We start from the raw sequence: 25627 nt of genomic DNA on the forward strand, positions 1-25627 counted from the left end.
GGCGGTGTGTGTAGCAGGGCCGGAGGGACTTGAACCCCCAACCGCCGGTTTTGGAGACCGGTGCTCTACCAATTGAGCTACGACCCTTTGTCGGTGCCCCTCAACCTACCGCATCGTGAGATGTGGTCGCCGTGGGCCAACGAGGAGTGAGCATACGTGGTCAGGGGCCCCTACGTCGAACAGGAACTGCGCCGACCTGTCGCCGGAAGCGCGTACGACCGGGAATGACCGTTCCTGTCCGGTCCGTGAAACCCGTGTGCCGGGCCCTTACGGGGTCTGGGACGATGGCCGCATGAGCGCTGCTACCCCTCCCACCGAGCGTCGGGTCTCCGCCCGGATCGGTGCGATCTCCGAGTCCGCCACCCTCGCCGTCGACGCCAAGGCCAAGGCCCTCAAGGCCGCCGGTCGCCCGGTGATCGGTTTCGGCGCGGGTGAGCCCGACTTCCCGACCCCGGACTACATCGTCGAGGCGGCCGTCGAGGCCTGCAAGAACCCCAAGTACCACCGCTACACGCCGGCCGGCGGTCTGCCCGAGCTGAAGGCCGCGATCGCCGCCAAGACGCTGCGCGACTCCGGCTACGAGGTCGACGCCTCCCAGGTCCTGGTGACCAACGGCGGCAAGCAGGCGATCTACGAGGCCTTCGCCGCGATCCTCGACCCGGGCGACGAGGTCATCGTCCCGGCGCCGTACTGGACGACGTACCCCGAGTCGATCCGCCTCGCGGGCGGCGTCCCGGTGGAGGTCGTCGCCGACGAGACCACCGGCTACCGGGTATCGGTGGAGCAGCTGGAGGCGGCGCGCACGGAGAAGACCAAGGTCGTCCTCTTCGTCTCCCCCTCGAACCCGACCGGCGCGGTCTACAGCGAGGCGGACGCCGAGGCGATCGGCCGCTGGGCCGTCGAGCACGGTCTGTGGGTCCTGACGGACGAGATCTACGAGCACCTGGTCTACGGCGACGCGAAGTTCACCTCGTTGCCGACGCTGGTGCCCGAGCTGCGCGACAAGTGCATCGTGGTCAACGGTGTGGCGAAGACGTACGCGATGACGGGCTGGCGCGTCGGGTGGATCGTCGGCCCGAAGGACGTCGTGAAGGCCGCGACGAACCTGCAGTCGCACGCCACGTCCAACGTGAGCAACGTCGCGCAGGTCGCCGCGCTCGCCGCCGTCTCCGGCAACCTGGACGCGGTCGCGAAGATGCGCGAGGCCTTCGACCGCCGCCGCCAGACGATCGTGCGGATGCTGAACGAGATCGAGGGCGTGTACTGCCCGACGCCGGAGGGCGCGTTCTACGCGTACCCGTCGGTGAAGGCGCTGCTCGGCAAGGAGATCCGCGGCAAGCGCCCGCAGACCTCGGTCGAGCTGGCCGCCCTGATCCTGGACGAGGCCGAGGTCGCGGTTGTCCCGGGCGAGGCCTTCGGCACCCCGGGCTACCTGCGTCTTTCGTACGCGCTGGGCGACGAGGACCTGGTGGAGGGCGTGTCCCGGATCCAGAAGCTCCTCGCCGAGGCGCGCGACTGAGCCGACCACCTGGGAACGTCACCAGGTGAGTGCGGGCCCCCGGTTCTCCGGAACCGGGGGCCCGTTTTTACGTTCTAGCAAGGTCCCGATCGGGGAAACGGACTGTATTCGTCCATTCGGGTGCGGCAGTATCGGGCAATGGAGCACCCACGCGATCTCACCCTGCTGCCCAAGGCCCATCTGCACCTGCACTTCACCGGCTCGATGCGGCCCACGACGCTGCTCGAACTCGCCGACAAGTACGGCGTGCACCTCCCGGAGGCGCTCAAGAGCGGTACTCCTCCCAAGCTGCGGGCCACCGACGAGCGCGGCTGGTTCCGCTTCCAGCGGCTGTACGACATCGCCCGCTCCTGTCTGCGCGAGCCGGAGGACATCCAGCGCCTCGTCCGGGAGGCGGCCCAGGAGGACGTCAGGGACGGCTCGGGATGGCTGGAGATCCAGGTCGACCCCACCTCGTACGCCCCGCACCTGGGCGGTCTGATCCCGGCCCTGGAGATCATCCTGGACGCGGTCGACGCGGCCTCCCGGGAGACCGGGCTCGGGATGCGGGTGCTCGTCGCGGCGAACCGGATGAAGCACCCCCTGGAGGCGCGGACCCTGGCCCGGCTCGCGGTGCGCTTCGCGGACCGGGGTGTGGTCGGTTTCGGGCTCTCCAACGACGAACGGCGGGGCATGGCCCGGGACTTCGACCGGGCCTTCGCGATCGCGCGGGAGGGCGGCCTCCTGGCGGCCCCGCACGGCGGCGAGCTGACGGGCCCCTCGTCCGTACGGGACTGCCTGGACGATCTGCGGGCGGCGCGGGTCGGGCACGGGGTGCGGTCGGCGGAGGACCCGCGGCTGCTGCGGAAGCTCGCCGAGCGGGGCGTGACCTGCGAGGTCTGCCCGGCGTCGAACGTGGCGCTCGGGGTGTACGAGAAGCACGAGGACGTCCCCCTGCGGACCCTGTTCGAGGCCGGGGTGCCGATGGCGCTCGGCGCGGACGACCCGCTGCTCTTCGGCTCGCGTCTTGCCGCCCAGTACGAGATCGCGCGGAAGCACCACGGGTTCACGGACGCGGAGCTGGCGGAGCTGGCCCGTCAGTCGGTGCGGGGCTCGGCGGCGCCCGAGGAGGTCCAGGCGAAGCTGCTGGCGGGGATCGACGACTGGATCAGCGGCTGAGCCCCTGGAGCAGGGTGCGGGCCAGCGCGCGGGCGAATTCGTCGAGGGAGTCCGGCGGCCTGCGGTCCGGGGTCATCTCCCAGGCGAAGGAGCGCTGCACACAGGCTCCGAGGAGCAGGGACGCGGCGGCCACGGGGTCGGCGTCGGCGCTGATGCGGCCGTGCTGCTGCTCGGCGCGGAGGTAGGCGGCGAGGCCTTCGATGGGCTTGTGGGGGCCCATCCCGTACGTGCGCATGGCCTCCTCGTGGCGCCGCTTGAGCTGCGGTTCCGCGTAGAGGGAGGCGACGACCGGGAAGGTCTGCTCGTAGAAGAGCGCGGCCTGCCGGGCGACCCGGGTGAGGTTCTCCTCGACGGTGCGGCCGCCGGGGTCGGCGGCGAGCGCGCCGAGGAGCCCGCCGAGCTGGGGAAGTCGCTCGTTCAGGACGGTCAGGAAGAGCTCCTCCTTGCTGCTGAAGTACTTGTAGAGCGCGGCTTCCGAGCAGCCGGCCGCCTTGGCGATCTCCTTGGTGGTGGTACGGGCGAGCCCCGCCGTGCGCATGAGGTCGCGGGCGGCGTCGACGATCCGGGTGCGGGTCGGCTTCTGTTCCATGCATCCTCCAGCCACGCTTGACGTACGAGTGAGTATCCACTCACCCTGAAGGTGAGTGAATACTTACCCACCCGGGGAGGGTGCGACATGAAGCTCACAGTCTTCGGCGCGACCGGCGGCATCGGTCGGGAGATCGTCCGGCAGGCCCTGGCCGCGGGTCACGAGGTCACGGCGGTCGTGCGGGATCCGGCACGGCTCACGGTGACCGGCACACGCCTCACGGTCCGGCGGGCCGACCTGACCGACCCCGAGGCCCTGCGCGGGGCCGTCGCGGGCCGGGACGCGGTGCTCTCGGGCCTCGGGGCCCGCAGCCGCGCGGACGCGGGCGTGACCGCGCGCCTCACCCGCTCGGTGCTCGCGGCGATGGAGGCCGAGAAGACCCGTCGGCTCCTGGTGGTCAGCGCGGCCCCGCTCGGCCCGGTCCCGGACGGTCAGGCCCTCGTGGACAAGGCGGTCCTGGCGATCATCAACAACGTCCTCAAGGACGTCTACGCCGATCTGCGGGTCATGGAGTCGGACCTCGCCGCGAGCGGCACCGACTGGACCTCCGTACGCCCGCCCAAGCTGACGAACAAGCCCGGCACGGGTCGGTACCGCAAGGTCGTCGGCGGCACCCCGTCCCGGGGCCGCTCCCTGGCCCGCGCGGACGTGGCGCACGCGATGCTGGCGATGATCGACGACCCCGCGACGGTCGGGCAGGGCGTCGGCGTCGCGTACTGAGCCTCAGAGCTCGACCCCGACGGTCACCGGCTCGTTGACGAGGGTGATCCCGAAGGCCTCCCGTACGCCGGCGACGACCTCGCGGGCGAGGGCCAGGAGGTCCTCGGTGGTCGCCTCGCCGCGGTTGGTGAGGGCGAGCGTGTGCTTGGTGGAGATCCGGGCGGGCCCGGAGCCGTACCCCTTGGTGAAGCCGGCCTTGTCGATCAGCCAGGCCGCCGAGGTCTTCACTGCGCCGTCCCCGTCCGCCGGGAAGGCCGGCGCGGCGACGTCGGGGCCGAGCCGCTCCGCCACGCGCGCGCGGAAGGTCTCGTACTCCCCCGCCGTGAGGATCGGGTTGGTGAAGAAGGATCCCGCGGACCAGGTGTCGTGGTCATCCGCGGCCAGGACCATGCCCTTGCTCGCGCGGAGCTTGAGGACGGTCTCGCGGGCGGTGGCGAGGGGCACCCGGTCCCCGGCCTCGACGCCCAGGGCGCGGGCGGTCTCCGGGTACTTGATCGGCGCGGACAGCCCGTCCGCGTCCTCGAGATCGAAGCGGACCCGCAGCACGACGTACCGCTCGGGCTGGTCCTTGAAGAGGCTGTGCCGGTACGAGAAGGCGCACTCGGCGTTCGCGAGGGTGACGGTCTCCTCGGCGCGCCGGTCGTAGGCGACGACCTCGCTGATGGTGGCGGAGACGTCCTGCCCGTACGCGCCGACGTTCTGGATCGGGGTCGCGCCGGCCGAGCCGGGGATGCCGGCCAGGCACTCGATCCCGGCGAGCCCGGCCTCGACGGTCCGCGCCACGGCGTCCGTCCAGACCTCTCCGGCGGCGAGCTCCAGGCGGGTCCCGTCGAGCGAGAACCCGGTGGTCGCGATGCGCAGCGCCGTGCCGTCGAAGCCCTTGTCCCCGATGACCAGGTTGGAACCGCCGCCGATGATCAGCAGCGGGGTCCCGGCGGCGTCGGCCTCACGGACCGCCGCGACCACCTCGTCGTCGGTGGTGGCGGTGACGAGCCGGGTGGCGGGCCCGCCGAGCCGGAAGGTGGTCAGGGGCGCGAGGGGGGCGTCTGCGATCTGCTGCACGGGCTCAAGGGTACTTACCGCATGGGCAAGCACCCTTCAGCAGCGAGCGTCAGGCCAGCCGGACCACGGCCCGGCTCATGCCGAGGACCTTCTGTCCGGCGCTCATGGCCGTGATGTCGACCCGCACCTGCTGGTCGTCCAGCTTCGCGGCGACCTTGGCGGAGACCTCGATCAGGGCGCCGGTCCCGTCGTTGGGGACGACGACCGGCTTGGTGAAGCGGACGCCGTACTCGACGACGGCGGCGGGGTCGCCGGCCCAGTCGGTGACGACGCGGATCGCCTCGGCCATGGTGAACATGCCGTGGGCGATGACGTCCGGGAGGCCGACCTCGACCGCGAACTTCTCGTTCCAGTGGATGGGGTTGAAGTCCCCGGAGGCGCCGGCGTACTGCACGAGCGTGGCGCGGGTCACGGGGAAGGTCTGCGCGGGCAGCTCGGTGCCGACCTCGACCTCGTCGTAGGCGATCTTCGCGGTCATGGTCAGGCCCCCTCGGGTGCGCGGGAGACGAGCTTGGTCCAGGCGGTGACGACGTGCTCGCCGGAGGCGTCGTGGACCTCGCCGCGGATGTCCAGGATGTCGTTGCCGGCGAGGGACTTGATCGCCTCGATGGTGGAGGTGACCGAGAGCCGGTCCCCGGCGCGGACGGGCCGGGTGTAGGCGAACTTCTGGTCGCCGTGGACGACCCGGCTGTAGTCGAGACCCAGCTGGGGGTCCTCGATGACGGCGCCGGCGGCCTTGAATGTGATGGCGAACACGAAAGTGGGCGGGGCGATCACATCGGAATGTCCGAGCGCCTTGGCCGCCTCGGTGTCGGTGTACGCGGGATTCGCGTCACCGATCGCCTCGGCGAACTCGCGGATCTTCTCGCGGCCGACCTCGTAGGGCGGGGTGGGCGGATAGGTCCGGCCCACGAAGGACTGGTCGAGCGCCATGGACTCGATACCTCCTGGATTTGTTGCCGATGCCTGTCGGGGGGAGCCGACAAACGACACGAGGCCGCCCCCGAGTGGGGACGGCCTCGTGTACGAGCCTGATTAGCGCGTCTCGCGGTGCGCGGTGTGCGAGTTGCAGCGGGGGCAGTGCTTCTTCATCTCAAGACGGTCCGGGTTGTTACGCCGGTTCTTCTTGGTGATGTAGTTCCGCTCCTTGCACTCCACGCAGGCCAGCGTGATCTTCGGGCGGACGTCGGTGGCAGCCACGTGAGTGCTCCTTGACGGACGGATGGACGGATGAACGCATAGAAGAGTAGCCGATCGTAGGACCGACCCCACAATCGGCTACTGTCTGTAGCGGTGACCGGACTTGAACCGGTGACACAGCGATTATGAGCCGCTTGCTCTACCGACTGAGCTACACCGCTTTGATGATCCGGATCCCGCCCGAAGGCGGGATCCCTCTCACCAGAGCCCCAATACGGAATCGAACCGTAGACCTTCTCCTTACCATGGAGACGCTCTACCGACTGAGCTATTGGGGCGAGCGAGGAAGACATTACACGGTCTCCGGCCCATCACCCAAATCCGTTTCCCCGAGCCCTCGCGACGGCCCTCATCAGGCGTCCCGTACGCCACTCGTGGCCTCATCGGTACGACTTTCGCCGCTCCTCCCCGAAGGTCGCTCCGAGCGCCCCTAGGCTCGGCCCCACGCTTGGTGATCTTGAGCTTGAGGAGCCTTGAGGAGCCCGATGTCAGCCGACAGCAAGCAGCCCCAGCCACCCGAGGACGGGGCCGCCACCACCGCCGACTCGACCTCGCTCCTGCTCTCCCACGCCCGGCTCGCCGACGGAAGGACCGTGGACGTCCGGCTCGTCGGCGGCCGCATCGAGGCCGTCGGCACCGCGGGCAGCCTCACCGCCGTGGGCGCGCGCGTGGACCTCGCCGGCTACCTCCTGCTGCCCGCGGCCGCCGAACCCCACGCCCACGCCGACAGCGCACTCTCCGCCGACACCCCGGGACCCGTCTCGTACGCCCCCGAGGACGTGCAGCGGCGGGCCACCGAGGCGGCGCTGCTCCAGCTCGGCCACGGCGCGACGGCGCTCCGCGCGCACGTGCGCATCGGCGACGTCCACGGGCTGGGCCCGCTCGAAGCGGTGCTCCAGGCCCGGCGCTCGCTGCGCGGGCTCGCCGACCTGAAGGCGGTCGCCGTGCCCCGGCTGCTCACCGGCGTCGCGGGCGCGGACGGGCTCGCGATGCTGCGGGACGCGGTGAAGATGGGCGCCGGCGTGGTCGGTGGCTGCCCGGACCTCGACCCGGACCCTGCCGGGTACGTGGAGGCCGTCCTGGAGGTCGCCGCCGAGCACGGCGTCCCGGTCGACCTGCACACCGACGGGGACGACCCGGCGAGGCTCGCCCGGCTCGCGGCGATGGCCGGCGGGCTGCGGCCCGGGGTGACGATCGGGCCGTGCGCGGGGCTCGCGCTGCTTCCTGCGGACGCGGCCCGGCGGGCGGCGGACCAGCTGGCGGCGGCCGGTGCGACCGTGGTCTGCCTGCCCCAGGGTGGCTGCGCGGCGACCGAGGTGCGCGGCACCGCCCCCGTACGGCTGCTGCGGGCGGCCGGGGTGCGGGTCGCGGCGGGCAGCGGGGCGCTTCGGGACGTGGCCAACCCGGTGGGGCGCGGGGACCCGCTGGAGGCGGCCTACCTGCTCGCCTCGCTCGGCGGACTGCCGCCCGAGGAGGCGTACGGGGCGGTGAGCACGCACGCGCGCGCGGCGATGGGCCTGCCGGAGGTACGGGTGGAGGCCGGCTTCCCGGCGGAGCTGCTCGCGGTGCGGGGCGAGCGCCTGGCGGGCGTGCTGTCCCTCGCGTACAGCCGGATCGTGGTGCACCGCGGGCGGGTGGTGGCGCGGACGAGCGCGGTGCGGGAGTACTGCGACTCGGCGGCGGCCCTGGACCTGCCGCGGCAGGCACGTCCTGAACGTCCCGAGCGCCCGGAGCGGCCGCCCGAGCCGGGGAGCCCTCCGCCCGGACCCGACGTACGGTCGTGAGTATGCGCATCGTCATCGCTGGAGGACACGGACAGATCGCCCTGCGCCTGGAGCGGCTGCTCTCGGCGGCGGGGCACGAGGTCGCGGGGATCATCCGCAACCCGGAACAGGACGACGACCTGCGGGAGGCGGGCGCGGAGCCCGTCGTGCTCGACCTGGAGTCGGCGTCGGTCGAGATGGTCGCCGCGGTGCTCCAGGGCGCCGACGCGGCCGTCTTCGCGGCGGGCGCGGGTCCGGGCAGCGGCTCCGCCCGCAAGGACACGGTGGACCGGGCGGCCGCGGTGCTGTTCGCGGACGCGGCGGAACGCGCGGGCGTGCGGCGGTACCTCGTCGTCTCCTCGATGGGCGCGGACGCCTCCCACCCGGGCGACGACATCTTCGACGCCTACCTCCGCGCGAAGGGCGCGGCCGACGACGACATCCGCGCCCGTACGGCCCTGGAGTGGACGATCCTGCGCCCCGGCTCCCTGACGGACGACGCAGGCACGGGCATGGTCCGTCTGGAGGCCCGTACGGGCCGCGGACCGGTCCCGAGGGACGACGTGGCCGCGGTCCTCGCGGAACTCATCGACACGCCGGCGACGGCCGGCCTCACCCTGGAACTGGTCGCTGGCTCGGTGCCGCTCTCGGTCGCGGTGAAGGACGTGGCCGGCAATTGACGCCGATCGTCTCCGAGAACGAGTGAAGGTCCCCGGTGCAAGCACCGGGGACCTTCTTCACGTGGCGACGCCAGGATTCGAACCTGGGTAGGCTAAGCCGACGGATTTACAGTCCGCTCCCATTGGCCACTCGGGCACATCGCCATGGGTTCGCTGCCTTGGTTCACCGCGTTTCTGCGGTGTTCCCCGGCAACGACGTAAACAATACCTGATCCCGGGGGGTGGTTCGCCACCCGGTTGATCAGCGGTTCGGCCGGCTGCTCACCCCCTAGGCTTCTGGGGTACCCCACAGCATCCGAGCAAGGAGCCACGAGTCATGGCCGACTCCAGTTTCGACATCGTCTCCAAGGTCGATCGGCAGGAGGTCGACAACGCCCTCAACCAGGCCGTGAAGGAGATCTCGCAGCGCTACGACTTCAAGGGCACCAACGCCTCGATCTCCTGGTCGGGCGAGAAGATCCTGATGCAGGCGAACGGCGACGAGCGCGTCAAGGCGATCCTCGACATCTTCCAGTCCAAGCTGATCAAGCGCGGGATCTCGCTCAAGTCGCTGGACGTCGAGGGCGAGCCGCAGCTGTCCGGCAAGGAGTACAAGCTCTTCGCCTCCGTCCAGGAGGGCATCTCCCAGGAGAACGCCAAGAAGGTCGCGAAGGCCATCCGCGACGAGGGCCCCAAGGGCGTCAAGGCGCAGGTCCAGGGCGACGAGCTGCGGGTCAGCTCGAAGAGCCGGGACGACCTGCAGGCCGTGCAGGCGCTGCTCAAGGGCAAGGACTTCGACTTCGCGATCCAGTTCGTGAACTACCGCTGACCCCGTGGGCAGGTCGTGAGGGTGGTGTCCGAATACCGCCAGCCCCGGGCTCGGCGGTCCCCGCACACTGGGTCTCGGGAAGACCCGTACGGGGAGAGGAACCAGCCATGACCGTGTACGCGTACGTCGACGGCCCCCTGGGCGAGATGCTGCTCGTCGGGCAGCTCGCCGAAGGGGGCCGAGCCGTACTGCGCTCGCTGTCCCTGCCGGGGCAGAAGGGCGCCGTCGAGGTCGAGGACGGCTGGACGCTCGCGCCCGGGGCGTTCGCCGAGGCCGCCGGGCAGCTGGGCGAGTACTTCGCCGGCCGCCGGGACCGGTTCGACCTGCCGCTCGCCGGCGACACCGGGACCGCGTTCCAGCGGCGCGTCTGGCGGGCCCTGGAGGAGATCCCGTACGGGACGACCGTCTCGTACGGGGAGATCGCCCGGCGCGTCGGCTCGACCGGCTCCGGAGTACGGGCCGTGGGCACCGCGATCGGGCGCAATCCGCTGCTCGTGGTGCGGCCCTGCCACCGGGTGATCGGCGCCGACGGGAGCCTGCGGGGGTACGCCGCCGGCCTTGAGCGCAAGGAGCGGCTCCTGGGGCTCGAAGGGGCCCTCACCGGGGCTCACGCGTGACCGAGGGGCTCTTCCCCCGCGAGCGGGCCACCGTGGCGCCCGGAGCGGTGCACGTGCCCGCGTGGCTCCCGTTCGCGCGCCAGCGGGAGCTGGTCGACGCCTGCCGGGAATGGGGGCGCGGGCCCTACCCGTACCGGCAGACCGTGCTGCCCGGCGGCGGCGTGATGTCGGTGCGCTCGCTGGCCCTGGGGCGGCAGTGGGTGCCGTACCGCTACCTCGACACGGTCGGGGTCCCCCTGCCGGAATGGCTGATCACGCTCGGCCGGGAGGCGCTCGTCGAGGCCTGCGGCGAGCACGGCGGCTTCACCCCCGACACCGCGCTCGTGAACTTCTACGCGCCCGGCGCGCGGATGGGCATGCACCAGGACCGGGAGGAGCGCTCCGGGGCGCCGGTGGTGTCGCTGAGCCTCGGGGACCGGTGCGTGTTCCGCTTCGGGAACGAGGAGAACCGCGGCCGGCCGTACCAGGACGTCGATCTGGTCTCCGGTGACCTCTTCGTCTTCGGCGGCGCTTCGCGGTGGGTTCACCACGGGGTTCCCAAGGTGTTCCCGGGGACGGCCGACCCGGCGCTCGGCCTGGCCGGGCGCCTGAACATCACGCTCAGGGAGACCGGGCTCAGCGTCTAATGTGCGGAGCATGACACCGGAACTGCGCCGCTCGCTGGGCCTCTTCGACGCGGTCGTGATCGGGCTCGGCTCGATGATCGGCGCGGGGATCTTCGTCGCGCTCGGCCCCGCCGCGGGCGCCGCCGGTTCCGGACCCGGACTGCTCTGGGCGCTCGGGCTCGCCGCCGTCGTCGCGTACTGCAACGCCATGTCCTCGGCGCGGCTCGCCGCCCGCTACCCGGCCTCCGGTGGCACGTATGTGTACGGTCGCGAACGCCTCGGCTCCTTCTGGGGGTACCTGGCCGGCTGGGCGTTCGTCGCCGGCAAGACCGCCTCGTGCGCGGCGATGGCGCTCACCGTCGGTTCGTACGTGTGGCCGGAGCAGGCGCACGCGGTGGCCGTCGCGGCCGTGGTGGCCCTGACAGCCGTCAACTACACGGGGGTTCAGAAGTCGGCACTCCTCACCCGGGTGATCGTGGCGCTCGTCCTGGCCGTCCTCGCGTGCGTGGTCACGGCCTCCCTCACGGCCGGCGGGGCGGGGCTCTCTGCCCCCGGCGGAGAGCTCACGACCGGCGGGGTGCTCCAGGCCGCGGGTTTGCTCTTCTTCGCGTTCGCGGGGTACGCGCGGATCGCCACGCTCGGCGAGGAGGTCCGCGATCCGGCCCGCACGATCCCCCGCGCGGTGCCACTCGCGCTCGGCATCACGCTCGCCGTCTACGCGCTCGTCGCGGTGAGCGTCCTGACGGTCCTCGGCCCCTCCGCCCTCGCCTCCTCCCCCGCTCCGCTCGCCGACGCGGCCCGTGCGGCGGACGAGGGCTGGCTGGTGCCGCTGGTCACGGTCGGCGCGGCGGTGGCCGCCCTGGGCTCGCTGCTCTCGCTGATCCTCGGGGTGTCCCGTACGACCCTGGCGATGGCCCGCGACGCGTACCTGCCGACGGCCCTCGCGGCCGTGCACCCGCGCTTCCAGGTCCCCCACCGGGCCGAGCTCGCGGTGGGCGCGGTGGTGGCCGTGGTGGCGGCGACGGTGGACGTGCGGGGCGCGATCGGCTTCTCGTCCTTCGGCGTCCTCGTCTACTACGGCATCGCGAACGCCTCGGCCTGGACCCTGGGCGCCCGTGACCGCGCCCTGGCCGCGATCGGTCTTGTCGGCTGCGCCGCCCTGGCCTTCGCCCTCCCCCTGGGCTCGGTCCTGGCGGGCTCGGGTGTGGTGGCGGCGGGCGTGGTGGCCTGGGCGATAAGCCGGGGGCGCGCGGTACCGCCGGGACGGTGAGCCCTCCGTCGCGTCAGTGGCCCGCGTAGCCGTAGGCCTCGTCCGTGCGGACGATCTCCTTGCCCAGGGGCAGGAGCGACACCGGGATCAGCTTGAAGTTCGCGATGCCCAGCGGGATGCCGATGATCGTGATGCAGAGCAGGACGCCGGTGGTGATGTGGCCGAGCGCCAGCCACCAGCCCGCCAGGATCAGCCACAGCACGTTGCCGACGCAGGACGGCGCGCCCGCGTCGCGGCGGTCGACGACCGTGCGGCCGAAGGGCCACAGGGCGTACACGCCGATGCGGAAGGCGGCGAGGCCGAAGGGGATGCCGATGATCGTGATGCAGAGCAGGACGCCCGCGAGCATGTAGCCCAGGAACATCCAGAGGCCGCACAGGATCAGCCAGATGATGTTGAGGATCGTCTTCACGGGCGTCGACCTGCCATCTGTTCGAGCCGGGCGATGCGCTCGGCCATCGGCGGATGGGTGGAGAACATCTTCGACAGCCCCTGCCCGGGCCGGAAGGGGTTGGCGATCATCATGTGGCTCGCCGTCTCGATCCTCGGCTCGGGCGGCAGAGGCAGCTGCTTGGTGCCGGCCTCCAGCTTCCGCAGGGCGCTGGCGAGGGCCAGCGGATCCCCGGTGAGCTGGGCCCCGGACGCGTCGGCCTCGTACTCGCGGGAGCGGGAGATCGCGAGCTGGATGACCGAGGCGGCGATCGGGCCGAGGATGAGGATCAGCAGGTAGCCGAGGATGCCGGGGCCGTCGTCGTCGCTGGAGCGGCCGACGGGGATCAGCCAGGCGAAGTTGACCAGGAACATGATCACGGAGGCGAGCGCTCCGGCGACCGAGGAGATCAGGATGTCCCGGTTGTAGACGTGGCTCAGCTCGTGGCCGATGACCCCGCGCAGCTCCCGCTCGTCGAGGATCGCGAGGATGCCCTCGGTGCAGCAGACGGCGGCGTTGCGCGGGTTGCGGCCGGTCGCGAAGGCGTTGGGCGCCTGCGTCGGCGAGATGTAGAGCCGGGGCATGGGCTGACGCGCCTGCGTGGAGAGCTCGCGCACCATCCGGTAGAGCGCGGGGGCCTCGAACTCGCTCACCGGCCGGGCGCGCATGGCCCGCAGCGCCAGCTTGTCGCTGTTCCAGTAGGCGTACGCGTTGGTGCCGAGCGCCACGATCAGCGCGACGATCAGCCCCGTACGCCCGAAGAAGCTGCCGATGACGATGATGAGGGCCGAGAGCCCTCCGAGAAGGACCGCGGTCCTCAGCCCGTTGTGCCGGCGGTGCACGGTACGCCCTCCAGGTGGTGCGGCGGGGGAACCCTTGACCTCGTGGTGGTCCACTCGTCCAGTGGACCCTCCCGTACTGGTCAACGCCAGGCGGGAGGTCCGGGTTCCCCGGCTCGCACGGGGTGCCGCGTGGGCCGTACGGGTGATCAGCGGGCGGCGGGGATCTTCTCCAGGCCGGCACCGATCGGCTCGACCTCGCTGGTGCAGTGGGCACAGCGGGAGGCGATGGCCGGGATCTCGGTGAAGCAGCGGGGGCAGTCGCGCTTCTCGGCCTTGGGGTCCTTCGCCTCCTCCTTGGCGAACTTCTCCTGGATCTTCGTCATGGGGACGACGATGAGGAAGTAGAGGACCGCTGCGGTGATCACGAACGCTATGGCGGCGGCGATCGCCAGACCGTACGGGAAGTCGGTCTTGCCGATGGTGAACTTGGCCTCGCTGAAATCGCCGACCGAGCCCGTCGCGAGACCGATGAGCGGGGTGATGAACGCCTTGCTGAAGCCGGTGACGACGGCCGTGAACGCGGAGCCGACGGCCAGACCGATGGCCATCGAGACGACGTTCCCGCGAAGTATGAAGTCCTTGAATCCGTTCAGCACGGGGTGTTGCTCCTCGGTGTTCTCTGTGGGGGGGTCAGAACAGGCTGGTCGCCGCGAAACGGAGGGCGAACTGCGGGTAGCCCGACAGGACGACTCCGGCGACGGCGGTCAGCGCGATCGCCAGGGTGATCGGCGCGGGGGCCGTGTGCCGGACGGGCGTGCCCTCCGGTGCGCCTTCCGGCGCGCGGAAGAGCAGGGCCGTCCAGCGCAGGTAGTAGTACAGCGCGATCACGACGTTGACGCCCATGATCACGGCCAGCCACCCGAGGCCCGCGTCGACGGCCGCCGAGAAGACGGTCACCTTGGCGAAGAGGCCGATGATACCCGGGGGCAAACCGGCCAGATTCAGGAGGAAGAACCCGAGGGCGAGGGCTGCCGCGGGGCTGGCGGCGTACAGGCCCCGGTAGTCCGCGATCCGGTTCTCGGGGCGGGTGCGGGCGACGAGCGCGACGACGGCGAAGGCGCCGAGGTTCACGACGGCGTACATGAGGGCGTACGCGACGGTGGAGCCGATCTGGTCGTCGCTGGAGTACGCGGCGGCCGCGATCGGCACCAGGAGGTAGCCGGCCTGGGCGACGGAGGACCAGGCGAGCAGCCGGACGGCGCTCCGCGCGCGCGTGGACTGCTGGCGGAGCGCGGCGACGTTCCCGGCGGTCATGGTGAGCGCGGCGAGGGCGGCGAGCGCCGGGCCCCACACGTCCGCGTACGAGGGGAAGGCGACGACGGTCACCAGGATGAGGCCGGTGAAGCCGACGGCCTTGCCGACGACGGACAGGTAGGCCGCGACGGGCAGCGGGGCGCCGACGTAGGTGTCGGGGACCCAGAAGTGGAAGGGGACGGCGGCCGTCTTGAAGGCGAAGCCGACGAGGGTGAGGGCGACGCCGGCCTCGGCGAGGGTCTGGAGCTGTCCGGGGACGTCGTCGAGGCTCTGGGCGATCTCCGTGAGGTGGAGGGTGCCGGTGGCCGCGTACACGAAGCTGACGCCGAGCAGGGTGACGGCGGTCGCGGTGACGGACGAGAGGAAGAACTTGAGCGCGGCCTCGCCGGACATGCGGTCGCCGCGCTTGAGGCCGACGAGGGCGAACGCGGGCAGCGAGGCCACTTCGAGGGCGACGACGAGGGTGGCGAGGTCGCGGGAGGCGGGCAGCAGGGCGGCGCCCGCGGCCGAGGAGAGCAGCAGGAACCAGAACTCGCCGGCCGGGAGCTTCTCGCGGGTCGCCTCCATGGAGAGGAGCGCGGTGAGCAGCGCTCCGGCGAGGACGAGGAACTGGATGACGAGGGTGAACTCGTCGGCGGTGTAGCTGCACGCCTTGACCTGGGTGGCGGCGGTGAGACAGAAGGTCTCCCGGTCGCCCGACCGCAGCGGCAGGAGGAGGGCGAGGGCGGCGGCGAGGCCGCCGATCGCGGTCCAGCCGAGGAGCTGCTTGCGCTCCTGCGGGAGGAAGAGGTCGGCGACGAGGACGACGAGCGCGACCACGGCGGTGAGGGTGGGGGGCGCGATCGTGAGCCAGTCGACGGACTGGACGAGGGACGTCATCGGGGTCCTCCCGCGAGGAGCTGCTGGACGGCCGGGTCGGTGAGGCCGAGGAGGACGGCGGGCCAGAGTCCGGCGAGGACGGTGAGGGCGACGAGCGGGGTCCAGGCGGCGAACTCGTACCCCTGGACGTCGACGATCGCCGTCTCCCCCGCGGGTCGCGGGCCGCCCATGCAGACCCGGCGGACGACGAGGAGGAGGTAGGCGGCGGTGAGGAGGGTGCCGAAGGCGCCGATCGCCATGAAGGTGAGGAAGGCGGGGCGGCTGAGGCCCTCGGCCGGGTCGAAGGCGCCGAACAGGGCGAGCATCTCGCCCCAGAAGCCGGCGAGGCCGGGCAGCCCGAGGGAGGCGACGGCGGCGAAGGCGAGGAGGGCGCCGAGGCGGGGGGCGCGGCCGTAGAGGGCGGCGCCGGTGGCTCCGGCGAGGGTGTCGAGGTCGGCGGTGCCGTAGCGGTCCTTGACGGCGCCGACCAGGAAGAAGAGGAGGCCGGTGACGAGTCCGTGGGCGATGTTGGCGAAGAGTGCGCCGTTGACCCCGGTGGGGGTCATGGTGGCGATGCCGAGGAGCACGAAGCCCATGTGGCCGACGGAGGAGTACGCGATGAGGCGCTTGAGGTCGCCCTTGTTGCCGGGCTTCACGAGGGCGAGGCAGGCGAGCGATCCGTAGATGATCCCGGCGACGGCGAAGGCCGCGAGGTACGGGGCGAAGGTCGCCATGCCGTCGGGGGTGATCGGCAGCACGATCCGGACGAAGCCGTACGTGCCCATCTTGAGCAGGACGCCGGCGAGGAGGACGGAGCCGACGGTCGGGGCTGCGGTGTGGGCGTCCGGGAGCCAGCTGTGGAGCGGCCACATCGGGGTCTTCACCGCGAGCCCGAGACCGATCGCGAGAACGGCGATGACCTGCACCGATGTGGTCAGTCCGCGGCCGTTGTCGGTGGCGAGTGCCACCATGTCGAACGTGCCCGCCTTCAGACCGATGAGGAGCAGGCCGAGCAGCATGACGACGGAGCCGAGCAGCGTGTAGAGGATGAACTTCCAGGCGGCGGCCTGCCTGCCCTCGCCGCCCCAGCGGGCGATGAGGAAGTACATCGGGACGAGGACCGTCTCGAAGGCCAGGAAGAACAGGACGAGGTCGAGGACGGCGAAGGTGGCGAGGGTGCCGGACTCCAGGACGAGCAGCAGGGCGACGAAGGCCTTCGGGGACGGGCCCGCGGGCATCTTGAAGTAGCTGTAGAGCGCGCAGAGGAAGGTCAGCAGCGCGGTCAGGACCAGGAGGGGGAGGGAGATGCCGTCGACACCGAGGTGGATGCGCACGTCGAGTGCCCTGATCCAGCTGATGTCCGTCGTGGCCTGCATCTTCGACGGGTGGTCGTGGTCGAAGCCGAGGGCGAGGACGAGCGCGGCAAGCAGGATGACGCCGGTGACGGTGACGCCGTGGCGGAGCACGGCCTGGTCGGGTGACTTCCCCTTCAGCCCGGGCGGGGCGGGCAGGAGAGCGGCGGCGGCGCCGAGGAGCGGGCCGGCGACGATCAACGCCAGAAGGAACTGCATCACGGATTCGCTGATATCGATCACGGCTCACGCTCCGGCGGCGGCGTTGGCGAGGGCGACGGCGACGATCGCCAGGACGACGGAGCCGGCGAGCAGGGCGCTCAGGTAGGTCTGCACGTTGCCGGTCTGGGCGCGGCGGACGAGCCAGCCGAGCCCCTTGGCGGAGTTCCCCGCGGCGCTCACGTAGGTGTCGACGACCTCGCGGTCCAGGAAGCGGACCAGGGAGGCGGCGGCGAGTACGGGGCGGACGAAGGCGGTCCGGTAGACGGCGTCCAGGTGGAAGCCGTCGGCGGCCGCGCCGTGCAGCGGCCCCAGGAGGGCGCGGCCTGGGTCGGCCGGGTCCTCGGCGGGGTGCGGCAGGTGCAGCGCCTCGGCCTCGACCTGGCCCGCCTCGGCGTCCGGGTGGGCGACGTGCGGGACGGGGGCCGTGACCGGGGTGCGGGCGGCGAGGGTGCGCCAGACCGCGTAGGTGATGACGGCGCCGGCGGCGGCGAGACCGGTGCCGAGGACGGCGGTGGTCAGCGTCGGGGTCAGCGGATGCCCGTCGAACCAGTCGTCGAGGTGGGTGACGGTCAGACCGAAGCCGAGGGAGGGGATCGCGAGGACCCACAGGACGCTCGTCATGGCGATCGGCTGGCGGCCGTGGTCCGGGGCCTCGGGGCCTCGGCCGCGGAAGGTCCGCAGCCAGAGGCGGAGCGCGTACGCGGCGGTGAGCAGGGCGGTCAGCAGTCCGGCGACGAGGACGATCCAGCCGGCTCCGGCGGGGGCGACGTCCCGCTCGCCGAGGGCGGTGTGCTCGGCGGCCACGAGGACGGCTTCCTTGGAGAAGAAGCCGGCGAAGGGCGGGATCGCGGCGAGCGCGAGCAGGGCGACGGTCATCGTCCAGTACGCGTCGGGGATGCGCTTCGCGAGGCCGCTCATGCGGGACATGGCGGTGAGCGAGTTCGTACCGGCGGCGTGGATGACCGCGCCGGCGGCGAGGAACAGCAGCGCCTTGAACGCGGCGTGCGAGAGGAGGTGGAAGACGGCGGCACCCCGGTCGCCGACGGCGAGGGCGCCGGCCATGTAGCCGAGCTGGCCGATCGTCGAGTAGGCGAGGACCCGCTTGATGTCGTCCTGGGCGAGCGCGGCGAGCCCCGAGCCGACCATCGTGATCGCGGCCATCACGGCGAGCACGGTCATCGCGGCGGCGGAGGCGGCGAAGACGGGCAGCAGCCGGGCGACGAAGTAGATGCCGGCGGCGACCATCGTCGCCGCGTGGATGAGCGCGGAGACGGGGGTGGGGCCGGCCATGGCGTCCGGGAGCCAGGTGTGGAGCGGGAACTGCGCGGACTTGCCCGCGACACCGGCGAGCAGCAGCAGCGCGACCAGGGTGGGGTGGTCGAGGTCTCCGTGCGCGACGGCGCCGAGGACGCCCCTGATCTGGAAGGTGCCCGCGTCGGTGGCGAGCGCGAAGAGGCCGATGAGGAAGGGGACGTCACCGAGCTTGGTGACGAGGAAGGCCTTGAGGGAGGCGGACCGCGCCTCGGGGGTCTCCCAGTAGTGGCCGACGAGGAAGTACGAGCAGATGCCCATGATCTCCCAGCCGACCAGGAGCACCATCAGGTCGCCGGAGTAGACGACGACCAGCATCGCGGAGGTGAAGAGGGAGACGAGCGCGGCGTACGAGGGGTAGCGCGGGTCGTCGCGGAGGTAGCCGGTCGAGTAGATCTGCACGCAGGTCGCGACCACGCAGACGAGGACGGCGACGAGGGCGGCGAAGCCGTCGATGTAGAGGCTCAGGTCGATGGGGATCGAGCCGGTCGGGGTGAGCTCGGTGGCGGCGTCGATCGCCCTGCCCCCGCCCTGGCGGGCGGCGACGACGGCGGCCAGGACCGCGGCGGCGAGCGTCGGCAGCACGGCCAGCGGGCGGACGAAGCCGGGCAGATGAGAAAGAGCGCGAAGCCCCTTGGAAGGGTGGCGGTGGGAGACGGGCGGGAGGCCGAACAGGAGTCCGGCGGCGGAGCCGAGGAAGGGGAGGAGGGGGACGAGGACGGCGAGGGTGGTCGTGGTCACGCGGCGGCCTCGGCCTTCTCCTCGGCGGACGGCTGTTCCTCGGCCGCCGGCTGTTCCTTGGTGTCGCGGAGCCGGTCGATGTCCGAGGTGCCGCGGTTGCGGTGGACCATCAGGACGATCGAGAGACCGATGCCGATCTCCGCGGCGGCGATGGCGATGGTGAAGAGGGTGAGCGCCTGGCCGGCGTGGAGGGCGTCGCGGAGCCAGACGTCGAAGGCGACCAGGTTGAGGTTGACGGCGTTGAGCATCAGCTCGACGGACATCAGGACCAGGATCACGTTGCGGCGGGCGAGGACGCCGTACAGGCCGACGGCGAAGAGGAGGGCGGCGAGGACGGCCGGGTAGGCGAGGTGCATCAGCTCTCGTCCTCCTTCTTCTTCCGCGAGAGGACGATCGCGCCGACCAGGGCGGCGAGGAGCAGCACCGACAGCGCCTCGAAGGGCAGCACCCAGTGCTGGAAGAGGATCTGGCCGGTCACGTCCGTGGAGCCCTGGGCGGGCCCGCCGAGATCGATCCAGGTCGTGCGGAACGCGTCGACGACGACCCAGACGAGGGCCGCCGCGGCGGCCAGGGCGACGGCGAGGGCGACCGGCCGGTTGCCGGAGTCGGCGTCCGGGGAGCGGCCGATGGGGGCCTTGGTGAGCATGAGACCGAAGAGGAGGAGGACGACGACGGAACCGACGTAGATCAGGACCTGGACCCAGGCGATGAACTCGGCGGTCAGGAGGAGGTACTCGACGGCGAGCCCGCCGAGCGCCACGACCAGCCAGAGGGCGGCGTGCACCAGCTGGCGGGTGGTGACGGTGAGGAGGGCGGCGCCGAGGGTGGCGAGACCGACGAGGAGGAAGGCGACTTCGACGCCGGTGGGCGAGAGGAAGCCGTGGGCGGCCGTCCGAGCCGCTTCTGCTGCGAGGGTCACTGCTGGTCCTCCGTGGCTGCCGCCTGCGCGGCGGCGGCCTTCTCCGCAGCCTTGCGGGCCGCGGCGATCTCCTTCGGCTCCTCCGCGCGCGGGTCGAGCGCGGGCGGCTCGGGGACCGTCCACATCCACTCGCGGAGCTTGTCGCGCTCGTGGGTGAGCTCGTGGATGTCGGTCTCCGCGTACTCGAACTCGGGCGACCAGAACAGTGCGTCGAAGGGGCAGACCTCGATGCAGATGCCGCAGTACATGCAGAGCGAGAAGTCGATGGCGAAGCGGTCGAGGACGTTCCGGCTGCGCTCGCGGCCGCCGGGGGCGGCGGGCGGCACCGTCTCCTTGTGGGAGTCGATGTAGATGCACCAGTCGGGGCACTCACGGGCGCAGAGCATGCAGACCGTGCAGTTCTCCTCGAACAGGCCGATGACCCCGCGGGTGCGGGGCGGCAGCTCGGGCTGCACGTCCGGGTACTGCGCGGTGACGTTCTTGCGCGTCATCGTGCGGAGGGTGACGGCGAGGCCCTTGGCGAGGCCGGAGCCGGGGATGGGAGGCATGGTTACTGGATCGCCACCTTCACGATGCCGGTGAGTGCGATCTGCGCGAGCGCGAGCGGGACGAGGGTCGTCCAGGCGAGCTTCTGCAGCTGGTCCTCGCGCAGGCGCGGGTAGCTCACCCGCAGCCAGATCACGACGAACGCGAGGACGGCCGTCTTCAGGAGGGTCCAGACCCAGCCGAGGCCGTCGGCGCCGAAGGGGCCGTGCCAGCCGCCGAGGAAGAGGACGGTGGTGAGACCGCAGAGGACGACGATGCCCGCGTACTCGGCGAGCAGGAAGAGCGCGAAGCGGAGACCGGTGTACTCGGTGTACGCGCCGAAGATGATCTCCGAGTCGGCGATGGGCATGTCGAACGGGGGCCGCTGGAGCTCGGCGAGACCGGCGACGAAGAACACGAGGGCGCCGACGATCTGCCACGGCACCCACCACCAGTGGAAGCCGTTCAGGATGCCGGGCAGCGACACGGTGCCGGCGGCCATCGCGACGGACGCGGCGGCGAGCAGCATCGGCAGCTCGTACGCGAGGAGCTGGGCGGCGGTACGGAGGGCGCCGAGCAGCGAGAACTTGTTCGCGGACGCCCAGCCGGCCATCAGGCTGCCGAGGATGCCGACGCCCATGACGGCGAGCACGAAGAAGATGCCGGCGTCGACGACCTGCCCGACGGCGCCTTCGCCGGGCCCGATCGGAATGGCCAGCAGGACGAGCAGATACGGGAGGAGGGCGACGGCCGGCGCGAGCTGGAAGACGCGGCGGTCGGCGTCCTTCGGGACGACGTCCTCCTTCTGCGCGAACTTCACGCCGTCGGCGACGAGCTGGGCCCAGCCGTGGAAGCCACCGGCGTACATGGGGCCGAGCCGGCCCTGCATGTGCGCCATGACCTTGTGCTCGGTCTGCCCGACGACGAGCGGCAGCACGAGGAAGCACACGAAGACGACGACCAGCCGGAGGGCGACGTCAAGCACGTCGTTCACGCGGGATCGCCTCCGGCGGGGTTGGTGGTGTCGTCCGGCCCGGGGGGCGGCTCGGCGGGGGTGCGGTCTTGGTCGGCGCGGGTGTCCGGCGCCTCGGCCGGGGCGGGGGCCTCGGGCTCGGGGGCCGGGGTGCCCGCGGGTGCGGGGGCGTCCGGCTCGGGCGCCGCGGCCGGGGCCTCCGGTTCGGGGGCCTGGGTGTCCACCGAGGCCGGGGCCTCCGGTTCGGGGGCCTCCGGCTCGGAGGCCGGGGTGTCCGCAGCAGCGGGGGCGTCCGGCTCGGGCGCCGCGGCCGGGGTCTCCGGTTCGGGGGCCTGGGTGTCCACCGAGGCCGGGGCCTCGGGCCCAGGGGCCTCCGGCTCGGAGGCCGGGGTGTCCGCAGCAGCGGGGGCGTCCGGCTCGGGCGCCGCGGCCGGGGCCTCCGGTTCGGGGGTCGGGGGCTCCGGTGAGGCCGGGGGTTCCGTTGTCGGGGTCCCGGGCCCGGCGGGCGGCGTCGGGGCTTCGTCGTCGAAGGCCGGGCGGGCGTGGTGCCAGGGGGCGTCCGAGCTGCGGGTACGCGGGGTGGCGGCCGCCGCGCGGGGCGCGGGGCCCTCCGTGTCCGGGGCCGTCTGGCCGCCTGCCTCCGGGGCCGACCGGCTCGCCGAGCCGTCCGCTGCCGAGCGGGAGCGGCGCGGCGGGCGGGCCGCAGAGGCCGGGGGTTCGGTGGTCGCGCCCGGCTCCGGGGCCGGGGCCGACTGGCTCACCGAGCCCTCGGACGCCGAGCGGGAGCGGCGCGGCGGGCGGGCCGCGGAAGCCGGGGCCTCCGTGGAGGCGTCCGGCTCCGGGGTCGCCTGGCTCGCGGAGCCGTCGGCCGCCGAGCGCGAGCGGCGGACCGGAGCGCCCGGCTCCGTGACCGCCTGGCTTGCCGAGCCCTCCGTGACCGAGCGGGAGCGGCGGGCCGGAGCGCCCGGCTCCGGGGGCCGGCTTGTCGAGCCCTCTGTGGTCGTGCGGGTCCGGCGCACCGGGCGGTCGCCTGCCGTCGCGCGGGTCGGACGGGTCGGGGCCGGCGGGAGCTGGCCCTTCAGGGGGCCCCATTCGTTGGGGTCCGGGACGCCCGGCGGGAGCATCTGGCGGCGCTTCGGACCGCCGCCGTCGTGCGACTCGCCCGGTTCCTTCGCGCCCGGCCACGCCTTGGCGACCCGCGCCGCGAGGACGAAGTCCTTGCGCAGCGGGTGGCCCTCGAAGTTCTCGGGGAGGAGGAGGGGGACCAGGTGCGGGTGGCCCTCGAAGTCCACGCCGAACATCTCGTGGGTCTCGCGCTCGTGCCAGCCCGCGCCCGCGTACACCCCGATCGCCGTGGGGAGGGCGGGGGCCTCGTGCGGGACCGTCGTGCGCAGGAGGAGGCGCTGCGGGTGGCCGGATCCCAGCGCCACCACGTGCGCGCAGACACGGAAGCCCGTGCCCGGCTCGTCCACCGCGCTCAGCCAGTCGAAGTACGTGCAGCCCAGGACATCCCGGGCGGTCTCCAGCGCCGTGAGCCAGGCCGTCGGCGGGACGTCGACCGTCAGCAGGTCGTACGCCCGCTCCGCCGTCGCCTCCTCGCCGAAGATCTCCGTCACGGAGTCCGGGAGGGAGTCGTAGCCGGTCATGCCTTGCCTCCCGGCGGGGGCGTCAGCGGGCTCGTCAGCTGGGAGACCGTCGCGGCGGTCCCGTACCGCTCGGCCAGGCTCTCCCTCGCGATCTTCTCCTGGAGCTTGAGGATGCCCTGGAGCAGCGCCTCCGGGCGCGGCGGGCAGCCGGGGACGTACACGTCGACCGGAATGATCTGGTCCACGCCCTTGGTGACCGAGTACGAGTCCCAGTACGGGCCGCCGCAGTTCGAGCAGGCACCGAACGAGATCACGTACTTCGGCTCCGGCATCTGCTCGTACAGACGCTTCACGGCCGGCGCCATCTTGTCCGTCACCGTGCCCGAGACGATCATCAGGTCGGCCTGGCGCGGGCCCGGAGCGAACGGGATCACGCCGAGCCGGATGAAGTCGTGCCGGGCCATCGACGCGGCGATGAACTCGATCGCGCAGCAGGCGAGGCCGAAGTTGAAGACCCACAGGCTGTAGCGGCGGCCCCAGTTCAGGACCACCTTCATCGGCTCGGGGGCCAGGCGGGCCAGCGGCCCCAGCTTCGGGGCGGGGAGCGGGGTCACGTCCATGTCATGACGCCCTTCTTGTATGCGTAGAGCAGCCCCACGGCGAGGAAGCCCAGGAAGACGAACATCTCGACCAGGGTCGTGGCGCCGTAGCCGGGCGCCGCGAAGACGGTCGCCCAGGGGAAGAGGAAGATCGAGTCGACGGCGAAGATGACGTAGAGGAAGGCGTACACGTAGTAGCGGACCTGGGTGTGGGCCCAGCCCTCCCCCACGGGGTCGACACCGCACTCGTAGGTGAGGAGCTTCTCGGGCGTCGGCACGACCGGCCTGAGCAGCCGGTTCGCCGTGAACGCCACGGCCACGAAGAGCACGCCGACGACGGCGAGCAGGCCGACGACGGAGTACGTCTGGAAGTAGTCCGCCGCGTCGGCCGCGACAACGGTCGGTTCCCGCACGTCCGCCCCTCGGTCTCGGTGTCTCATCAGTCACTTCTGTACGCACGCGAGTCTAGGCCCTGCTAAAGGGACCGTAAGCAGTCGCGGGTGCCTTCGCGGTTGCCTCACGAGTAGCTTCGCGGGGAGCCGGGCAGGTGCCCGGGCGGTGTCTCGCGAGCCCCCCGCCGGTGGGGATATCCCCCCTCCACCTCACCCACCTCCCCCATGGCGTCGGGCCGTCCCCGACCGGCAGTCTGGGGACCATGAGCGCCGATCTTGATCCCGTCGAGTCCCCCGAGGCCACCGAGTCACCCGACTCCTCCGGCTCCTCCGGCTCCTCCGAGACCCCCCGTCCGCCGCTGCGGTTCGCCTACGGGAAGGAGACCTGGAAGGAGATCGCCTTCCTCCTCTCCAACCTCTTCACGGCACTGGCCGGTTTCGTCTACGCGGTCGTCAGCATCGCGCTCGGTGCGGGCCTCGCCGTCACCGTCATCGGGCTGCCGCTGCTCGCCCTCGGCCTCGGCGGCGCCCGTCTGATCGGCCGGTCGGAGCGGGCGCGGGCCCGCGCGCTCCTCGGCGTGCGGGTCGCCGAGCCCTCCCCGCTGCCGCGGCCCCGCGGCTTCTTCGGCTGGCTCTGGGCCTCGCTGAAGGACCCGGTGGCCTGGCGGACCCAGCTGTACGGGCTCATCCGGCTGCCCTGGGGGATCGTGACGTTCACCGTCGCGCTGGTCTCGCTCTTCGTCCTCTGGCCCGTCCTGCCCTTCCTGGCCCGCGGCCTGGCCAACGCCGACCGGGGCATGGTCCGGGGGCTGCTCTCGCCCTCCGACGAGCTGGAGCGGCGGATCGCCGAGCTGGAGTCCGACCGCGGCGTCGTCGTCGACACCGCCGCCGCCGACCTGCGCCGCATCGAACGCGACCTGCACGACGGCGCCCAGGCCCGGCTCGTGGCCCTGGCGATGGGCCTCGGCCTCGCGAAGGAGAAGCTCCTCGAAGACCCCGAGGCGGCCGCGGCGATGGTCGACGAGGCGCACGGCGAGGTGAAGCTGGCCCTCCAGGAGCTGCGGGACCTCGCCCGGGGCATCCACCCGGCGGTCCTCACCGACCGGGGCCTCGGTGCCGCCCTGTCCTCCGTCTCCGCGCGCTGCACGGCGCCGGTGAAGGTGAACGTCGACCTGGCGGAGCGGCCGGCCGAGGCGATCGAGGGCATCGCGTACTTCACCGTGTCCGAGCTCCTCCAGAACGTCTCCAAGCACGCGCGTGCCCGGTCCGCCTCCGTGGACGTCTGGCGTGCCGACGACCGGCTGCTGCTCCAGGTGCGCGACGATGGGGCCGGCGGGGCGCGTCTCGACGGCGGTACGGGTCTCGCGGGGCTCGCGGAGCGGCTCGGTGCGGTCGACGGGCTGCTCGTCGTCGACTCCCCCGAGGGCGGTCCGACGGTGGTCACGGCGGAGCTGCCGTGGCGCTCCCGACCGATGGCGTGAGCCGTCTCGCTGCTGCGGGTGGGGGCGGCGGCTGTAGCGCCTGAGGCCCGGTGGCCGCGCGGGGCCGGGCTCGGTGGCCGCGCGGGGCCGGGTCCGGTGGCCGCGCGGGGCCGGCTCGGTAGCCGCGCAGGCCAGGCTCAGTAGCCGCGCG

The 25627-nt window shown here is 72.3% G+C and carries 28 protein-coding genes and 4 tRNA genes; 10 read left to right on the forward strand and 22 right to left on the reverse strand.

Annotated features, from left to right (window positions below; all coding sequences use genetic code 11):
* Window positions 1–14: 14 nt before the first annotated feature.
* Window positions 15–87 (reverse strand) — tRNA-Trp (locus tag ACFYX3_RS03585).
* 205 nt (window positions 88–292) lie between these two features.
* Between ACFYX3_RS03585 and ACFYX3_RS03590 the strand changes: the two genes are divergently transcribed.
* Window positions 293–1519 (forward strand): pyridoxal phosphate-dependent aminotransferase, encoded by a 1227-nt coding sequence (locus tag ACFYX3_RS03590; protein WP_116159381.1) that lies wholly within the window; start codon window positions 293–295, stop codon window positions 1517–1519.
* Between the two features lie 138 nt (window positions 1520–1657).
* Window positions 1658–2677, forward strand: a complete 1020-nt coding sequence (locus ACFYX3_RS03595) for an adenosine deaminase (RefSeq protein WP_389007569.1) — start codon at window positions 1658–1660, stop codon at window positions 2675–2677.
* On the opposite strand, the gene ACFYX3_RS03600 is transcribed toward ACFYX3_RS03595, so the two are convergent.
* Entirely contained in the window at window positions 2667–3266 is a 600-nt protein-coding gene (locus ACFYX3_RS03600; protein ID WP_389007570.1) for a TetR/AcrR family transcriptional regulator, read from the reverse strand. The two genes, ACFYX3_RS03595 and ACFYX3_RS03600, sit on opposite strands and share 11 nt — an antisense overlap.
* A gap of 87 nt (window positions 3267–3353) precedes the next feature.
* Here ACFYX3_RS03600 and ACFYX3_RS03605 point away from each other — a divergent pair, with 87 nt between their 5' ends.
* Window positions 3354–3986, forward strand: coding sequence for an NAD(P)-dependent oxidoreductase (locus ACFYX3_RS03605; RefSeq protein ID WP_389007571.1), 633 nt, complete (start codon window positions 3354–3356; stop codon window positions 3984–3986).
* Window positions 3987–3989: 3 nt separating this feature from the next.
* On the opposite strand, the gene ACFYX3_RS03610 is transcribed toward ACFYX3_RS03605, so the two are convergent.
* The 6 genes from ACFYX3_RS03610 to ACFYX3_RS03635 all read right to left on the reverse strand — a co-directional run bounded on the left by ACFYX3_RS03610 (window position 3990) and on the right by ACFYX3_RS03635 (window position 6526).
* Window positions 3990–5081, reverse strand: a complete 1092-nt coding sequence (locus ACFYX3_RS03610) for a UDP-N-acetylmuramate dehydrogenase (RefSeq protein WP_389007572.1) — start codon at window positions 5079–5081, stop codon at window positions 3990–3992.
* A gap of 16 nt (window positions 5082–5097) precedes the next feature.
* Entirely contained in the window at window positions 5098–5526 is a 429-nt protein-coding gene (locus ACFYX3_RS03615) for a MaoC family dehydratase (RefSeq protein ID WP_116159386.1), read from the reverse strand.
* A 2-nt stretch (window positions 5527–5528) separates the two neighbouring features.
* Window positions 5529–5981, reverse strand: a complete 453-nt coding sequence (locus ACFYX3_RS03620) for a MaoC family dehydratase N-terminal domain-containing protein (protein ID WP_024755361.1) — start codon at window positions 5979–5981, stop codon at window positions 5529–5531.
* A gap of 102 nt (window positions 5982–6083) precedes the next feature.
* Window positions 6084–6248, reverse strand: a complete 165-nt coding sequence (gene rpmG / locus ACFYX3_RS03625) for a 50S ribosomal protein L33 (protein ID WP_003956487.1) — start codon at window positions 6246–6248, stop codon at window positions 6084–6086.
* Window positions 6249–6336: 88 nt separating this feature from the next.
* A tRNA-Met gene (locus ACFYX3_RS03630) sits at window positions 6337–6409 on the reverse strand.
* 44 nt (window positions 6410–6453) lie between these two features.
* Window positions 6454–6526: transfer RNA gene (locus ACFYX3_RS03635), tRNA-Thr, on the reverse strand.
* A gap of 207 nt (window positions 6527–6733) precedes the next feature.
* On the opposite strand from ACFYX3_RS03635, the gene ACFYX3_RS03640 reads away from it, so the two are divergent.
* Together ACFYX3_RS03640 and ACFYX3_RS03645 are read left to right on the forward strand one after the other, a co-directional pair.
* A complete protein-coding gene (locus ACFYX3_RS03640) occupies window positions 6734–8032 on the forward strand; it encodes an amidohydrolase family protein (RefSeq protein WP_389007573.1) in 1299 nt (432 codons plus the stop codon).
* A gap of 2 nt (window positions 8033–8034) precedes the next feature.
* Window positions 8035–8691, forward strand: a complete 657-nt coding sequence (locus ACFYX3_RS03645) for an NAD(P)H-binding protein (RefSeq protein WP_389007575.1) — start codon at window positions 8035–8037, stop codon at window positions 8689–8691.
* Window positions 8692–8753: 62 nt separating this feature from the next.
* Here the strand turns inward: ACFYX3_RS03645 and ACFYX3_RS03650 are convergent.
* Window positions 8754–8835 (reverse strand) — tRNA-Tyr (locus tag ACFYX3_RS03650).
* Between the two features lie 172 nt (window positions 8836–9007).
* Here ACFYX3_RS03650 and ACFYX3_RS03655 point away from each other — a divergent pair.
* From ACFYX3_RS03655 to ACFYX3_RS03670, 4 genes are all read left to right on the forward strand, one after another.
* On the forward strand, window positions 9008–9499 hold the full coding sequence (locus ACFYX3_RS03655) for a YajQ family cyclic di-GMP-binding protein (protein WP_116159389.1): 492 nt from the start codon (window positions 9008–9010) through the stop codon (window positions 9497–9499).
* Between the two features lie 107 nt (window positions 9500–9606).
* Window positions 9607–10116 (forward strand): methylated-DNA--[protein]-cysteine S-methyltransferase, encoded by a 510-nt coding sequence (locus ACFYX3_RS03660; protein ID WP_389007578.1) that lies wholly within the window; start codon window positions 9607–9609, stop codon window positions 10114–10116.
* Window positions 10113–10742, forward strand: a complete 630-nt coding sequence (locus ACFYX3_RS03665) for an alpha-ketoglutarate-dependent dioxygenase AlkB (RefSeq protein ID WP_376588550.1) — start codon at window positions 10113–10115, stop codon at window positions 10740–10742. The genes ACFYX3_RS03660 and ACFYX3_RS03665 overlap by 4 nt, the downstream gene beginning before the upstream one ends.
* Window positions 10743–10752: 10 nt before the next feature.
* On the forward strand, window positions 10753–11991 hold the full coding sequence (locus ACFYX3_RS03670; protein ID WP_389007580.1) for an APC family permease: 1239 nt from the start codon (window positions 10753–10755) through the stop codon (window positions 11989–11991).
* Window positions 11992–12004: 13 nt separating this feature from the next.
* Here ACFYX3_RS03670 and ACFYX3_RS03675 read toward each other — a convergent pair whose 3' ends face one another.
* The 13 genes from ACFYX3_RS03675 to ACFYX3_RS03735 form a co-directional block, all read right to left on the reverse strand.
* Complete coding sequence (locus ACFYX3_RS03675) at window positions 12005–12403, reverse strand: YccF domain-containing protein (RefSeq protein WP_376588546.1); 399 nt, start codon at window positions 12401–12403, stop codon at window positions 12005–12007.
* Window positions 12400–13263, reverse strand: coding sequence for a zinc metalloprotease HtpX (gene htpX / locus ACFYX3_RS03680; protein ID WP_389007583.1), 864 nt, complete (start codon window positions 13261–13263; stop codon window positions 12400–12402). The genes ACFYX3_RS03675 and htpX overlap by 4 nt, the downstream gene beginning before the upstream one ends.
* Window positions 13264–13409: 146 nt before the next feature.
* Window positions 13410–13859 carry a large conductance mechanosensitive channel protein MscL gene (gene mscL / locus ACFYX3_RS03685; protein WP_389007585.1) on the reverse strand — a complete coding sequence of 150 codons (450 nt, stop codon included), beginning with the start codon at window positions 13857–13859 and terminating at the stop codon, window positions 13410–13412.
* Between the two features lie 34 nt (window positions 13860–13893).
* Window positions 13894–15396, reverse strand: a complete 1503-nt coding sequence (locus ACFYX3_RS03690; protein WP_382654908.1) for an NADH-quinone oxidoreductase subunit N — start codon at window positions 15394–15396, stop codon at window positions 13894–13896.
* The gene (locus ACFYX3_RS03695; RefSeq protein WP_389008101.1) at window positions 15393–16946 is read right to left on the reverse strand and encodes a NuoM family protein; all 1554 of its coding nucleotides are present in this window, start codon (window positions 16944–16946) and stop codon (window positions 15393–15395) included. The genes ACFYX3_RS03690 and ACFYX3_RS03695 overlap by 4 nt, the downstream gene beginning before the upstream one ends.
* A 27-nt stretch (window positions 16947–16973) precedes the next feature.
* Entirely contained in the window at window positions 16974–19001 is a 2028-nt protein-coding gene (locus tag ACFYX3_RS03700) for an NADH-quinone oxidoreductase subunit L (protein ID WP_389007587.1), read from the reverse strand.
* Window positions 18998–19357 carry an NADH-quinone oxidoreductase subunit NuoK gene (gene nuoK / locus ACFYX3_RS03705; RefSeq protein WP_389007589.1) on the reverse strand — a complete coding sequence of 120 codons (360 nt, stop codon included), beginning with the start codon at window positions 19355–19357 and terminating at the stop codon, window positions 18998–19000. Before nuoK ends, ACFYX3_RS03700 begins: the two co-directional genes overlap by 4 nt.
* Window positions 19357–19920 (reverse strand): NADH-quinone oxidoreductase subunit J, encoded by a 564-nt coding sequence (locus tag ACFYX3_RS03710; protein ID WP_389007591.1) that lies wholly within the window; start codon window positions 19918–19920, stop codon window positions 19357–19359. The genes nuoK and ACFYX3_RS03710 overlap by 1 nt, the downstream gene beginning before the upstream one ends.
* Window positions 19917–20468, reverse strand: a complete 552-nt coding sequence (locus ACFYX3_RS03715) for a NuoI/complex I 23 kDa subunit family protein (RefSeq protein WP_376588534.1) — start codon at window positions 20466–20468, stop codon at window positions 19917–19919. The genes ACFYX3_RS03710 and ACFYX3_RS03715 overlap by 4 nt, the downstream gene beginning before the upstream one ends.
* Window positions 20469–20470: 2 nt before the next feature.
* Window positions 20471–21439: an NADH-quinone oxidoreductase subunit H gene (locus tag ACFYX3_RS03720; protein WP_376588532.1), complete on the reverse strand. Its 969-nt coding sequence runs from the start codon at window positions 21437–21439 to the stop codon at window positions 20471–20473.
* On the reverse strand, window positions 21436–23064 hold the full coding sequence (locus tag ACFYX3_RS03725) for an NADH-quinone oxidoreductase subunit C (RefSeq protein ID WP_389007594.1): 1629 nt from the start codon (window positions 23062–23064) through the stop codon (window positions 21436–21438). Before ACFYX3_RS03725 ends, ACFYX3_RS03720 begins: the two co-directional genes overlap by 4 nt.
* Entirely contained in the window at window positions 23061–23624 is a 564-nt protein-coding gene (locus tag ACFYX3_RS03730; RefSeq protein WP_116159403.1) for an NADH-quinone oxidoreductase subunit B, read from the reverse strand. The genes ACFYX3_RS03725 and ACFYX3_RS03730 overlap by 4 nt, the downstream gene beginning before the upstream one ends.
* Window positions 23615–24043, reverse strand: coding sequence for an NADH-quinone oxidoreductase subunit A (locus ACFYX3_RS03735; protein WP_376588529.1), 429 nt, complete (start codon window positions 24041–24043; stop codon window positions 23615–23617). The genes ACFYX3_RS03730 and ACFYX3_RS03735 overlap by 10 nt, the downstream gene beginning before the upstream one ends.
* A 215-nt stretch (window positions 24044–24258) precedes the next feature.
* Between ACFYX3_RS03735 and ACFYX3_RS03740 the strand changes: the two genes are divergently transcribed.
* A complete protein-coding gene (locus tag ACFYX3_RS03740; RefSeq protein WP_389007597.1) occupies window positions 24259–25476 on the forward strand; it encodes a sensor histidine kinase in 1218 nt (405 codons plus the stop codon).
* Window positions 25477–25627 lie beyond the last annotated feature (151 nt).

It is taken from the genome of Streptomyces sp. NPDC002463 (assembly GCF_042889835.1).
Lineage (GTDB): Bacteria > Actinomycetota > Actinomycetes > Streptomycetales > Streptomycetaceae > Streptomyces > Streptomyces nymphaeiformis.